The sequence below is a fragment of the Pseudomonas sp. R19M genome (genome assembly GCF_050312585.1).
GTDB classification, from domain to species: domain Bacteria; phylum Pseudomonadota; class Gammaproteobacteria; order Pseudomonadales; family Pseudomonadaceae; genus Aquipseudomonas; species Aquipseudomonas palleroniana.
In genome coordinates, this window is sequence record NZ_JBNPJV010000050.1 from 38845 (window position 1) to 51933 (window position 13089).

General features: G+C 57.2%; 13 protein-coding genes. 10 read left to right on the top strand and 3 right to left on the bottom strand.

The genetic code is table 11. The features are described 5' to 3' along the window. Window positions 1-3: 3 nt before the first annotated feature. Entirely contained in the window at window positions 4-1374 is a 1371-nt protein-coding gene (gene mnmE / locus ACQRBT_RS09205) for a tRNA uridine-5-carboxymethylaminomethyl(34) synthesis GTPase MnmE (RefSeq protein WP_412046251.1), read from the top strand. Window positions 1375-1391: 17 nt separating this feature from the next. Here mnmE and ACQRBT_RS09210 read toward each other — a convergent pair whose 3' ends face one another. From ACQRBT_RS09210 to ACQRBT_RS09220, 3 genes are all read right to left on the bottom strand, one after another. Beyond that, entirely contained in the window at window positions 1392-3827 is a 2436-nt protein-coding gene (locus ACQRBT_RS09210; protein ID WP_412046250.1) for a TonB-dependent siderophore receptor, read from the bottom strand. Window positions 3828-3918: 91 nt separating this feature from the next. Continuing rightward, window positions 3919-4863: a FecR domain-containing protein gene (locus tag ACQRBT_RS09215; RefSeq protein WP_412046249.1), complete on the bottom strand. Its 945-nt coding sequence runs from the start codon at window positions 4861-4863 to the stop codon at window positions 3919-3921. Further along, a complete protein-coding gene (locus ACQRBT_RS09220; protein ID WP_161548528.1) occupies window positions 4863-5369 on the bottom strand; it encodes a sigma-70 family RNA polymerase sigma factor in 507 nt (168 codons plus the stop codon). Before ACQRBT_RS09220 ends, ACQRBT_RS09215 begins: the two co-directional genes overlap by 1 nt. Window positions 5370-5936: 567 nt before the next feature. On the opposite strand from ACQRBT_RS09220, the gene mnmG reads away from it, so the two are divergent. The 9 genes from mnmG (at window position 5937) to ACQRBT_RS09265 (ending at window position 13076) form a co-directional block, all read left to right on the top strand. Then, window positions 5937-7829 (top strand): tRNA uridine-5-carboxymethylaminomethyl(34) synthesis enzyme MnmG, encoded by a 1893-nt coding sequence (gene mnmG / locus ACQRBT_RS09225; protein WP_060756570.1) that lies wholly within the window; start codon window positions 5937-5939, stop codon window positions 7827-7829. Then, window positions 7826-8470: a 16S rRNA (guanine(527)-N(7))-methyltransferase RsmG gene (rsmG, locus tag ACQRBT_RS09230; RefSeq protein WP_060756571.1), complete on the top strand. Its 645-nt coding sequence runs from the start codon at window positions 7826-7828 to the stop codon at window positions 8468-8470. The genes mnmG and rsmG overlap by 4 nt, the downstream gene beginning before the upstream one ends. Before the next feature lie 18 nt (window positions 8471-8488). After that, window positions 8489-9286: a ParA family protein gene (locus ACQRBT_RS09235; RefSeq protein WP_060756572.1), complete on the top strand. Its 798-nt coding sequence runs from the start codon at window positions 8489-8491 to the stop codon at window positions 9284-9286. Window positions 9287-9295: 9 nt separating this feature from the next. Next, window positions 9296-10168, top strand: coding sequence for a ParB/RepB/Spo0J family partition protein (locus ACQRBT_RS09240; RefSeq protein WP_060756573.1), 873 nt, complete (start codon window positions 9296-9298; stop codon window positions 10166-10168). Between the two features lie 148 nt (window positions 10169-10316). Then, window positions 10317-10724 carry a F0F1 ATP synthase subunit I gene (locus tag ACQRBT_RS09245; RefSeq protein WP_090367811.1) on the top strand — a complete coding sequence of 136 codons (408 nt, stop codon included), beginning with the start codon at window positions 10317-10319 and terminating at the stop codon, window positions 10722-10724. 16 nt (window positions 10725-10740) lie between these two features. Next, window positions 10741-11610 carry a F0F1 ATP synthase subunit A gene (gene atpB / locus ACQRBT_RS09250; RefSeq protein WP_024078254.1) on the top strand — a complete coding sequence of 290 codons (870 nt, stop codon included), beginning with the start codon at window positions 10741-10743 and terminating at the stop codon, window positions 11608-11610. A 132-nt stretch (window positions 11611-11742) separates the two neighbouring features. Continuing rightward, window positions 11743-12000 carry a F0F1 ATP synthase subunit C gene (gene atpE, locus ACQRBT_RS09255; RefSeq protein ID WP_002555987.1) on the top strand — a complete coding sequence of 86 codons (258 nt, stop codon included), beginning with the start codon at window positions 11743-11745 and terminating at the stop codon, window positions 11998-12000. 56 nt (window positions 12001-12056) lie between these two features. Further along, entirely contained in the window at window positions 12057-12527 is a 471-nt protein-coding gene (locus ACQRBT_RS09260; protein WP_060756576.1) for a F0F1 ATP synthase subunit B, read from the top strand. A gap of 12 nt (window positions 12528-12539) precedes the next feature. Further along, the gene (locus tag ACQRBT_RS09265) at window positions 12540-13076 is read left to right on the top strand and encodes a F0F1 ATP synthase subunit delta (RefSeq protein ID WP_060756577.1); all 537 of its coding nucleotides are present in this window, start codon (window positions 12540-12542) and stop codon (window positions 13074-13076) included. The last annotated feature ends 13 nt before the right edge of the window (window positions 13077-13089 follow it).

Consider the following 13089-nt stretch of genomic DNA (forward strand, 5'->3'; position numbering starts at 1 on the left):
ATGATGAGCGCTCCTCGTGAAACCATCGCTGCTGTCGCTACCGCTCAAGGTCGCGGTGGTGTCGGCATCGTTCGAATTTCCGGGCCGCTTGCGGGTGTGGCGGCGCGGGCAATCAGTGGTCGAGAGCTGAAGCCGCGTTTTGCTCATTACGGTCCGTTTCTGGATGCCGATGAAGCCGTGCTGGACGAAGGTTTGGCCCTGTATTTTCCGGGCCCCAATTCCTTCACAGGTGAAGACGTGCTGGAACTGCAGGGGCACGGTGGCCCGGTGGTCCTTGATATGTTGCTGCAGCGCTGCCTGCAACTGGGCTGCCGGTTGGCACGCCCAGGCGAGTTCAGTGAGCGGGCATTCCTCAACGACAAGCTTGACCTGGCCCAGGCTGAAGCGATTGCCGACCTGATCGAGGCCAGTTCTGCACAGGCCGCGCGCAATGCTCTGCGCTCGTTGCAGGGCGCCTTTTCCCTGCGTGTGCATAACTTGACCGAGCAACTGATCAGCTTGCGCATTTATGTCGAGGCGGCGATTGATTTTCCGGAGGAAGAAATCGACTTCCTCGCCGATGGCCATGTCTTGGCGATGCTGGATAAGGTTCGTGATGAATTATCCACAGTGCTGCGTGAAGCCGGGCAGGGGGCCTTGCTGCGCGATGGCATGACCGTTGTGATCGCTGGCCGCCCCAATGCCGGCAAATCCAGCTTGCTCAACGCCTTGGCAGGTAGAGAGGCGGCTATCGTCACGGAGATCGCCGGCACCACGCGGGATATCTTGCGCGAACATATCCACATCGATGGCATGCCCCTGCATGTGGTCGACACGGCGGGGTTGCGTGATACCGACGATCAGGTCGAAAAAATCGGCGTGGAACGGGCGCTCAAGGCTATCGGTGAAGCGGACCGGGTACTGCTGGTCGTCGATGTCACGGCACCGGAGGCTGTAGATCCTTTTGCGCTCTGGCCGGAATTCCTTGAGCAACGGCCCGACCCGAGCAAAGTCACCTTGATCCGCAACAAGGCCGACTTGACCGGCGAAGCGATTACCATGGAAACCAGCGAGGATGGCCACGTCACGCTCAGCCTGAGCGCCAAGTCGGCAGGGGATGGCCTGGAACTGCTGCGCGAGCACCTCAAGGCCTGCATGGGCTACGAACAGACCTCGGAAAGCAGCTTCAGTGCGCGCCGCAGGCACTTGGAGGCACTGCGCCATGCCAGCTCAGCGTTGGAACACGGCCGAGCTCAGCTGACTTTGGCGGGTGCGGGCGAGCTGCTGGCCGAGGACTTGCGCCAGGCGCAGCAGCTGTTGGGCGAAATCACCGGCGCGTTCAGCTCCGATGATTTACTCGGGCGAATCTTCTCCAGCTTCTGTATCGGCAAATAACCGAGTTATCCACACCGTCACCAGTTGTAGGACACCGTACCCAGCAAGGTACGGCTGTCGCCCCAGTAGCAACGCCCTGCATCGTTGCAACCAGACACATATTCCTTGTTGAACAGGTTCTTGGCATTCAGATCCACCGACCAGTTCTTATCGATCTGATAGCCAACGGACGCATCTACCAACGTCACACTTCCCGCGTCCAGTTTCCCGTACAGCGTAGGTGCTGTGTAGGAAAAAGTGCTGTCGAAATAACGCACGCCGCCGCCCAGGGACAGGCCCTTGAGTTGGCCATCGAGGAAGCGATATTTTCCCCACACTGACGCCTGGTTACGTGGGACGCCGGTCATCTGATGACCTTCCACCAGCGATGTTGCCGAATCCTTGGTGATCCGTGCGTCGGTATAAGTGTAAGCCGCCGTCACATTCAGATTGGGCGTGATATTGCTGTTGACCTCTACCTCCACGCCCTTGGCCCGGCTTTCACCCACCTGGCGGTAGCTATTGGTGGTGGCATCCAGGTAAGTGTCGTCCTGTTTGCGCAGGTCATACACCGACAGGGTCATCGCGGTATCCCAGCCGATCGGCTCGTACTTCACACCCGCTTCATATTGGCTGCTGGTGATCGGTTTCAGCGGGGAGCCCGCGTTGGAGATCTGCTGCACCGGTACGAACGCGGTGGAATAGCTGACATACGGCGTAAGACCGTTGTCGAACTGATACATCACGCCACCCTGATAGGTGAACTTACGGTCTTCGGAGCTGGTATTACTGGCCTTGTTCACCTTGTCGCGGAAATCGCTGTCGACCCAGTCCTGTCTGCCACCGAGCAGTAACAGCCAATGGTCGTACTTGCTTTGGAGCTGTGCATAAACCCCTTTCATCCGCTGTTCGAGCAAAGTGTTCTGCACTGCGATCGGGGTGAGCGGATCGCGCAGGTACACCGGGTTGTACACATTGATGGTGCCGGCAAATCCCGCGTCCCAGTCCTGATTGAAGGAGGTGCGGTCGTAGCTGGCACCGAACAGCACGGTATTTTCCAGCCCGCCCACCTGGAATTTGCCTTCGAGCTGGTTATCCAGGGAATAGACCATCGACTTGTTGTAGCGATCGTAGGCGGTCATGTTCAATTGTGTGCCGAAACCACCGTTATTCAAGGCACCAGGCCAGGTCTCATGGCGATTGATGCGTGACTGCATGTAGCGCGAATTCTGACGGAACTGCCAATCGTCATTGAAGCTGTGGCTGAATTCGTAACCGGTACTCCAGGCTTCGCGTTCAAAGGTGTTCCAGTCCGGATCGCCGAGCATGGTGTGCTTGGAGAGCTTGCCGTTGGGATTTTTCAATAACGTGCCGGCGGCGGGCAGGCCGAGTTCCAGGTTGGTGTGGTCCTTCTGATAGTTAGCCAACAGCGTCAGGGTGTTGTAGTCATCGAAGTTCAGGGTCAGGGACGGCGCCAGGTAGAGGCGATCATCTGGCACGTGGTCGGTCTGGGTGTCGGATTTGCGGCCGAGCAACACAACGCGGCCGAGGATATTGTCGCTGCCATTGAGTGGCCCGGAGATATCCACACCCAATTGGCGCCGATTGTTGGAGCCATAGCCCAGTTGCACTTCGCCTTGCGGGGTGGCAGTCGGGTGTTTGCTGACCAGATTGACCAACCCACCGGGCGCGTTTTCGCCGTAGAGCAGTGAAGAAGGCCCGCGGAAAACTTCAACCCGCTCCAGGCCATACGGCTCGCTGGTGGTGTCATACCGATTGCCCTGTACACGCAGGCCGTCTCGCAGCAAGCCGTAGCCATAATCTGTGGCGTTGAAACCGCGAATGAAGAACAGGTCACCGGCCAAGCTATCGCCGGCCGCAAAGGGCGGCGCGAAGATCCCCGGGACGTAGCCCAGCACTTCAGTCAGCGTCTGTGACTTCTGGTCTTTGATGCGCTGGCCCGTGACCACCGAAACGGAACGTGGAGTTTCCGACAGGGGGGTACTGGTCTTGGTGCCGATACGGCTGTTTTGCGCCTTGTAACCCACGTCCCCGGCGATGTCCTGATTGAACCCATTCTGTTGATAAGTGCTCACCGTAGTCGGGGCGAGGGTGAGTTGGCCGGAGGGCGCCGCTTGCAGTACATAGCTTCCCGGCCCCTGGGCTGCCGCTTGCAACTGAGAGTTTTGCAGCAATAGCGCAAAACCCTGTTCCACCGAATAGTCGCCCTCAAGGCCCGACGTCGTAAGGCCCGCAGTTTGCTGAGGCGAAAAGGACAGAATCACATTCGCCCTCGCGGCAAACTGGCTCAGAGCAGTGTCCAGGGAGCCGGCAGCAATGGCGTAGTGTTGAACCGAACTGGCAGCCATGGCACCACCGGATAGCATGGTGGCTGCAGTGACGGTGGTGAGCAGCAGACCATAGGTCATGCCATGGCAGGAGAGTCGTTGGCGAAGCGTAGTAGGAAGGCGCATTAGCGGATAAGCCCTGAAGGTAGCGTCGTGATTATCCTTAGGGCCGTGCCAGGTCAAAAAAAGATAACCCTCTTGTGGATTATTTTTTTGATCAAGCGACGCGCTTTACCGAAACCCAATAGCGTGTGAAATATTTCACCTGAATCGGCAAGGTCGCTTGCAGGTTGGCCAGCACTGCGTCGGTGGAGTCCAGTCGAAAAGTCCCGGAAACCCGCAGTCGTGCCGAGGCCTGATCGCACTGCAGAACGCCGGGTCGATAGCGCGCCAAATCTTCGAGCAGATCGCCAAGCCGGGTATCCAGTACGATGACTTGCCCATCGACCCAGGCAGCCTGGGTTCCCTGATAGGGCTGGTTGGCCTCCACGGCCTGTCGATTGAAGTCCGCGCTTTCCCCGGCTACGAGCAAGCGAGCCTGATCCGGTTTATCCCCAGGCGACAAACTCACGCGGTCTTCCAGGACTCCGACCCGGGTGGAGTCCGGCAACTGGCGTACCGTAAACCGGGTACCTAATGCCTGTACGCGACCCTGGCGGGTTTCTACATAGAACGGCGTTTGCCCGCCTGACTTGCCAGTATGGATAAGTACTTCACCTTCGCGCAGGCGTATCAAACGCTGGCGCCCATCAAACACCACATCGATGGCTGTGCGGGTATTCAGGTCTATCCGAGTGCCATCGGCCAGTTCGACGCGGCGGTGTTCGCCCACCCGTGTGCGGTAATCGGCCCACACATTCCCCATCGACGTGTGTTGCTGGACGTTCCAACCCAGATAACCCGTGCCGCCCAGTGCCAGCATCCACTTGAGCACCTGCCGCCTTTGGTGCGTTGTGGATAACGCACGCCGAGTAAAATCCTGCGGCAGGGTGCCAAGGCTGCGTTGCAACTGCTCCATCTGACTCCAGGCGAGCTGGTGGGAGGGGTCGCGATTAAGCCATTGCTGCCAGGCCTGGCGCTCGGCGGCGGTGGGCGGTTGGGATTGAAATTGCACATACCAGGTAGCTGCGGCTTCGAAGGTCTTGCGATCGGGGGCGACCATTACAGGCCTGCCATGATCAGAGTGCATTCAGTCAGGGCGCGGACCATGTGTTTTTTAACGGTAGTCAGCGACACCTGCAATTGATCGGCAATCTGTTGATAAGTCAGGCCTTCGATCTGTGAAAGCATGAAAATCCGCCGAGCCCGTTCACCCAGCCCCGACAGGGCTTTATCCACAGCCACCAACGTTTCAATGATGATTGCCCGATCCTCCTCGCTGATGGCGGTGGCTTCCGGGCGCTCGGCCATGGTCTGTCGATAGGCCTGTTCCACGGCATGCCGGCGATATCGATCAATCACCAACCCCCTGGCAATGGTCGCCAGATAATCCCTGGGTTCCAGGATTTGCGCGGCGTTCCGGCCGCCCAGAATGCGCACGAACGTATCGTGTGCGACGTCGGCTGCATCGCAGGCGTTATGCAATCTGGCCTTTAGCCAACCCTGCAACCAGGAATGGTGCTGCTCATAGATGTGCTGGACTGAAACCGTGTGTGGAGGAAGGGACATTAGGCACGACAACACAGGTTAATGATAATCGCTATTATTAACTACGCCGCTGACTTCTCACAATAGCCCGCTATCTGAAGCGTTACTCCCTGCATCGAAGGATCCGGGGGAGCTCTGCCGTGCTCGAAACTTGAGCATATCGATACTTTTCTGTGAGTTAAGCCCTGTGAATAACCGCCCTTGTGCCCGGTTGATAACAAGACCTGAAACCTGAGTAAAAACCCCTCTGTGGATAACTGTGCATTTAATCCACAGGCTTAAAGCAGTTATCCAAGGGCCTCATTGGCACATGACCACAACCTTTTGAATCTCTGTACACCACATAAATAAAGGGATACAGAGGTTTATCCACAGAAAGGTACCTCAGTAGAAATAAACATAAAAACAAAGATCTTATAAATTTCTTTCTTTTTAATTTCTTTTGCTCGTGACTCATCCACAGCTGGTTAAATTTTGTGCAAAGGGTTCTTTAGGAAGGGCTAAGTCCCTATACTTGCCGCCAAAGCTCTAAAACCAGCTCAACCAATCAATTCCTAATTACCTACATAAGCAGGCACGAGGTGCGTGGTGGATTTCCCTTCCCGTTTTGAAGTGATCGTCATCGGCGGCGGTCATGCCGGTACCGAGGCAGCACTGGCGTCAGCACGCATGGGTGTAAAAACCCTGTTGTTGACGCATAACGTGGAAACCCTCGGTGCCATGAGTTGCAACCCCGCCATTGGTGGGATCGGTAAAAGTCATCTGGTCAAAGAAATCGACGCCCTTGGCGGCGTGATGGCGATGGCTACTGATAAAGGCGGCATTCAATTTCGCGTGCTCAACAGCCGCAAAGGCCCGGCCGTGCGTGCTACGCGGGCACAAGCTGACCGCATCCTGTACAAGGCGGCGGTGCGTGAAACCCTGGAAAACCAGCCGAACCTGTGGATATTTCAACAGGCAGCAGATGACCTGATCGTTGAACAGGACCAGGTACGCGGTGTTGTCACTCAAATGGGCCTGCGTTTCTTCGCAGAATCCGTGGTGTTGACCACCGGTACCTTCCTCGGCGGACTTATCCACATCGGAATGCAAAACTATTCCGGTGGTCGTGCGGGTGACCCACCCTCGATCGCCCTGGCAAAACGCCTGCGTGAATTGCCGCTGCGTGTCGGCCGCCTGAAAACCGGAACCCCGCCACGTATCGACGGGCGTTCTGTGGATTTTTCGGTGATGACCGAACAAGCCGGTGATACGCCAATCCCAGTGATGTCGTTCATGGGGTCCAAAGAGCTGCACCCGAAACAGGTCAGTTGCTGGATTACCCACACCAATGCGCGTACCCACGAAATCATTGCCGCAAACCTCGATCGTTCACCGATGTATTCCGGCGTGATCGAAGGCATCGGCCCGCGTTATTGCCCATCGATTGAAGACAAGATCCACCGCTTTGCCGACAAGGAAAGCCACCAGGTCTTTATCGAACCGGAAGGTTTGACCACTCACGAGCTGTACCCGAACGGGATTTCCACTTCGTTGCCGTTCGACGTGCAAATCCAGATCGTGCAGTCGATTCGCGGCATGGAAAACGCCCACATCGTGCGGCCGGGCTACGCCATCGAGTACGACTACTTCGACCCGCGTGATTTGAAGTACAGCCTGGAAACCAAAGTCATCGGCGGCTTGTTCTTCGCCGGGCAAATCAACGGCACCACCGGCTACGAAGAAGCCGGCGCCCAGGGTTTGCTGGCCGGGACCAACGCAGCACTGCGTGCACAAGGCAAAGACAGCTGGTGCCCGCGTCGCGATGAAGCGTACATCGGCGTATTGGTGGATGACCTGATTACCCTGGGTACTCAGGAGCCCTACCGGATGTTCACTTCCCGGGCGGAATATCGCCTGATCCTGCGCGAAGACAACGCCGACCTGCGCCTGACCGAAAAAGGTCGCGAACTGGGCTTGGTCGATGACGTGCGTTGGGCGGCATTCTGCAAAAAACGCGAGAGCATCGCGCTGGAAGAGCAGCGTTTGAAAAGCACCTGGGTCCGCCCAGGCACCGAGCAAGGCGATGCGATTGCAGAAAAATTCGGCACGCCGCTGACCCACGAGTACAACTTGCTGAACCTGCTGTCCCGGCCGGAAATCGACTACGCTGGCTTGGTCGAAGTGACCGGACAAGGTGCAGAAGATCCACAAGTGGCCGAGCAGGTCGAAATCAAGACCAAATACGCCGGGTATATTGACCGCCAGCAGGATGAGATCGCCCGCTTGCGCGCCAGTGAAGACACCAAGCTGCCTGTGGATATCGACTACACCGGGATTTCCGGTCTGTCGAAAGAAATTCAAAGCAAGCTGGGGATAACGCGTCCGGAGACCCTGGGCCAGGCTTCACGTATTCCCGGTGTCACTCCGGCAGCGATTTCGCTGTTGATGATTCATTTGAAAAAACGCGGCGCGGGCCGTCAGTTGGAGCAAAGCGCTTGAGTTCGTTGGTCACCGTACAACACGCCGAAGAGTTATCCACAGGTGCACGCCAGTTGGGCGTCGACCTGACCGCCGCCCAGCATGAGTTGCTGCTGGGCTACCTGGCCCTGTTGATCAAATGGAACAAGGCTTACAACCTGACCGCTGTGCGTGATCCCGATGAAATGGTCTCCCGCCACCTGCTCGACAGCTTGAGCGTGATGCCGTTTATCGAAAACGGTCGCTGGCTCGACGTCGGCAGCGGCGGTGGCATGCCCGGTATTCCGCTGGCCATCCTGTTTCCAGAGTCGCAAGTGACGTGCCTGGACAGCAATGGCAAGAAAACCCGCTTCCTGACCCAGGTCAAACTCGAACTCAAATTGGATAACCTGCAAGTTATCCACAGCCGTGTCGAAGCCTTCACACCTGAACAGCCATTCAACGGTATCGTCTCCCGGGCGTTCAGCAGCATGGAGAACTTCAGCAACTGGACCCGCCACCTGGGCGACCGCGATACGCGCTGGCTGGCAATGAAGGGCGTTCATCCAAGCGACGAGCTGTTAGCATTGCCGGCAGACTTCCACCTCGATAGCGAACACGCCTTGGCCGTACCTGGTTGCCAAGGCCAACGCCATCTGCTGATACTGCGCCGCACGGCATGATTGGGAACACAAGCAAGAATGGCTAAGGTATTCGCGATAGCGAACCAGAAAGGTGGCGTGGGCAAAACCACCACCTGCATCAACCTCGCAGCATCCCTGGTCGCTACCAAGCGTCGGGTGCTGTTGATCGATCTTGATCCACAGGGCAACGCCACCATGGGTAGTGGTGTGGATAAACATGGCCTGGAAAACTCGGTCTACGACTTGCTGATCGGCGAGTGCGACCTGACCCAGGCCATGCACTTTTCCGAGCACGGCGGTTATCAACTGTTGCCGGCCAACCGCGATTTGACCGCGGCGGAAGTGGTGCTGCTGGAAATGCAGATGAAAGAAAGCCGTCTGCGCAGCGCACTGGCGCCGATTCGCGAAAACTACGACTACATTTTGATCGACTGCCCGCCGTCGCTGTCGATGTTGACGTTGAACGCGCTGGTGGCCGCCGACGGGGTGATTATCCCCATGCAGTGCGAGTATTACGCACTGGAAGGGTTGAGCGACCTTGTGGATAACATCAAGCGTATCGCCGAGTTGTTGAACCCGAACCTGCAGATCGAAGGTCTGCTGCGGACGATGTTCGACCCACGCCTGAGCCTGATGAACGACGTGTCGGCGCAGCTCAAGGAACACTTCGGCGATCAGTTGTACGACACCGTGATCCCGCGCAACATCCGTCTGGCCGAAGCGCCAAGCTATGGCATGCCCGCGCTGGCGTATGACAAATCCTCACGTGGTGCCATTGCCTACCTGGCATTGGCCGGCGAGATGGTTCGCCGTCAGCGCCGCAACTCACGTACCGCTGCAGCTCAGCCAACTTAAGGAATCCCCATGGCCGTCAAGAAACGAGGTCTCGGACGTGGACTGGATGCACTGTTGAGTGGTCCGACCGTCACATCGCTTGAAGAACAAGCGGTGCAGGCCGATGAGCGCGAGTTGCAACACCTGCCGCTGGACCTGATCCAGCGCGGTAAGTACCAGCCACGTCGGGACATGGACCCCCAGGCGCTGGAGGAACTGGCCAACTCGATCAAGACACAGGGCGTGATGCAGCCCATTGTGGTACGCCCCATTGGTGGTGGCCGTTTTGAAATCATCGCGGGCGAACGTCGCTGGCGTGCCAGCCAGCAGGCCGGTAAGGACACCATCCCGGCGATGGTGCGCGATGTGCCGGATGAAACCGCCATCGCCATGGCGTTGATCGAAAATATCCAGCGTGAAGATCTCAACCCGATCGAAGAAGCGATTGCCTTGCAGCGTTTGCAGCAGGAATTCCAGCTGACCCAGCAACAAGTGGCTGAGGCGGTGGGTAAATCCCGCGTCACCGTTTCCAACTTGCTGCGCCTGATCGCCTTGCCGGAAGTTATCAAGACCATGTTGTCCCATGGCGACCTGGAAATGGGTCACGCTCGTGCTTTGCTCGGATTGCCGGAAAATCAACAGGTTGAAGGGGCGCGACACGTTGTCGCACGCGGCCTCACCGTTCGTCAGACCGAGGCGCTGGTTCGCCAGTGGCTCAGCGGCAAACCTGCACCGGTCGAAGCGGCCAAACCTGATCCGGATATCGCGCGCCTTGAGCAGCGCCTGGCCGAGCGGCTGGGCTCGGCGGTGCAAATTCGCCATGGCAAGAAGGGCAAAGGGCAACTGGTCATCGGATATAACTCCCTCGATGAGCTTCAGGGCGTCCTTGCCCACATCCGCTGAAACATTTGCTTATGTAGCGCGCGATCGGAAAACACTACCCGACAGTTGAATAGGGGCTGAACCGCCCCTATACTCTGCGCGCATTTTGTCGGCACAAATTATGCCAAGTTATTGATTTCCGGCAGCCGACCATTGAGGAGCAAGAGTGATGGAAACCCGCACGCCAAACACGTTGCCGTTCCATCGCTTGGCCGTTTTTCCGGTTTTATTGGCTCAATTTGTCGTTTTGCTGATCGCCGCATTGGCGCTTTGGTACTGGCATGGAGTCGTAGCCGGATATTCAGGACTCTGCGGAGGCCTGATAGCCTTGCTGCCCAATATGTATTTTGCTCACAGGGCCTTTCGGTTTTCCGGCGCCCGAGCAGCCCAGGCTATCGTCCGGTCTTTCTATGCCGGTGAAGCAGGGAAACTGATTTTGACGGCAGTGCTGTTCGCACTGACCTTTGCAGGTGTGAAGCCATTGGCGCCGCTGGCTGTATTCGGCGCCTTCGTGTTGACCCAATTGGTCAGCTGGTTCGCTCCCCTGCTAATGAAAACAAGACTTTCGAAACCTTAGGGCGTTTGAGGCACACATGGCAGAAACAACCGCTTCGGGCTATATCCAGCACCACTTGCAGAACCTGACTTTCGGTCAGCTTCCCAACGGCGGCTGGGGCTTCGCCCATACCGCAGCTGAAGCCAAGGAAATGGGCTTCTGGGCTTTCCACCTGGATACTCTGGGCTGGTCGGTCGCACTGGGTCTGATCTTTGTCCTGATTTTCCGCATGGCGGCGAAGAAGGCGACCTCCGGTCAGCCAGGTGCATTGCAGAACTTCGTTGAAGTACTGGTCGAATTCGTCGATGGCAGCGTGAAAGACAGCTTCCATGGCCGTAGCCCGGTGATCGCACCGCTGGCACTGACCATCTTCGTCTGGGTGTTCCTGATGAACGCCGTCGACCTGGTACCGGTCGACTGGATTCCTCAGCTGGCCATCCTGATCTCCGGCGACCACCACATTCCATTCCGTGCGGTTTCCACCACGGACCCTAACGCCACCCTGGGCATGGCCCTGTCGGTGTTTGCGTTGATCATCTTCTACAGCATCAAGGTCAAGGGCATCGGCGGCTTCATCGGCGAACTCACCCTGCACCCGTTCGGCAGCAAGAACATCTTCGTTCAAGCCCTGCTGATCCCGGTGAACTTCCTGCTGGAATTCGTGACCTTGGTCGCCAAGCCTATCTCCCTGGCCCTGCGACTGTTCGGCAACATGTATGCCGGCGAGCTGGTGTTCATCCTGATCGCTGTGATGTTCGGCAGCGGTCTGCTCTGGCTTAGCGGCCTGGGCGTGGTTCTGCAGTGGGCGTGGGCTGTGTTCCACATCCTGATCATCACCCTGCAGGCCTTCATCTTCATGATGCTGACCATCGTCTACCTGTCGATGGCGCACGAAGAGAACCATTAAGACCAGTCTCGACTAGTCTGATGTCCTTCCCGGTAATACGGGAAGGTGGCCCTAGCGGGCTATGAAACGATTTGTTTTACCGCTTTAAAATCTAAAAACCTAAACCATACGACGTAAAAGTCGGGAGGAAAGATGGAAACTGTAGTTGGTCTAACCGCTATCGCTGTTGCACTGTTGATCGGCCTGGGCGCTCTGGGTACTGCCATTGGTTTCGGCCTGCTGGGCGGCAAATTCCTGGAAGGCGCAGCGCGTCAGCCAGAAATGGTTCCAATGCTGCAAGTTAAAATGTTCATCGTCGCCGGCCTGCTCGACGCCGTGACCATGATCGGCGTTGGTATCGCTCTGTTCTTCACCTTCGCGAACCCCTTCGTTGGTCAACTCGCTGGCTAATCACTCGAATTTTCGAGTGATTAGGGTGATGGACAACGAATGAGCGAGGTGTTGGCGTGAACATTAATGCAACCCTGATTGGCCAATCCGTTGCGTTCTTCATTTTTGTAGTGTTTTGCATGAAGTTCGTGTGGCCTCCGGTCATCGCGGCTTTGCACGAACGTCAGAAGAAGATCGCGGATGGTTTGGACGCTGCCACCCGTGCAGCTCGCGACCTGGAGTTGGCCCAAGAGAAAGCGGGTCATCAACTGCGCGAAGCTAAAGCACAGGCAGCTGAAATCATTGAGCAAGCCAAGAAACGCGGTAACCAGATCGTCGAAGAGGCTGTTGAAAAAGCCCGCGTCGAAGCTGACCGTGTGAAGGCTTCGGCTCATGCCGAGATCGAACAGGAACTGAACGGCGTCAAAGACGCGCTGCGTGCCCAACTGGGTGCCCTGGCGGTCGGCGGCGCTGAGAAGATCCTCGGTGCCACAATCGATCAAAACGCGCACGCGGAGCTGGTTAATAAACTGGCTGCTGAAATTTAAGCGAGGGCGATCATGGCAGAACTGACCACGTTGGCCCGACCTTACGCCAAGGCAGCCTTCGAGCACGCCCAGGCCCACCAGCAGCTGGCCTCTTGGTCAGCCATGCTCGGCCTGGCTGCAGCAGTGTCGCAAGACGACACCATGCAGCGCGTGCTCAAGGCCCCGCGCCTGACGAGCGCAGACAAGGCCGCCACTTTTATTGAAGTGTGCGGCGACAAGTTTGATGTGAAAGTGCAGAACTTCATCCACGTCGTTGCCGAAAACGACCGTCTCCTGCTTTTGCCGGAGATTGCCGCTCTGTTCGACCTGTACAAGGCCGAAGAAGAGAAGTCGGTAGACGTTGAAGTGACCAGTGCTTTTGCATTGAACCAAGAACAGCAAGACAAACTCGCCAAGGTTCTCAGTGCACGACTCAATCGGGAAGTGCGCCTGCAAGCTTCGGAGGACGCATCACTGATTGGTGGTGTTGTTATCCGTGCCGGCGACCTGGTTATCGATGGCTCGATTCGCGGCAAAATCGCGAAACTTGCCGAAGCATTGAAATCTTGAGTTTGAAGGGGCA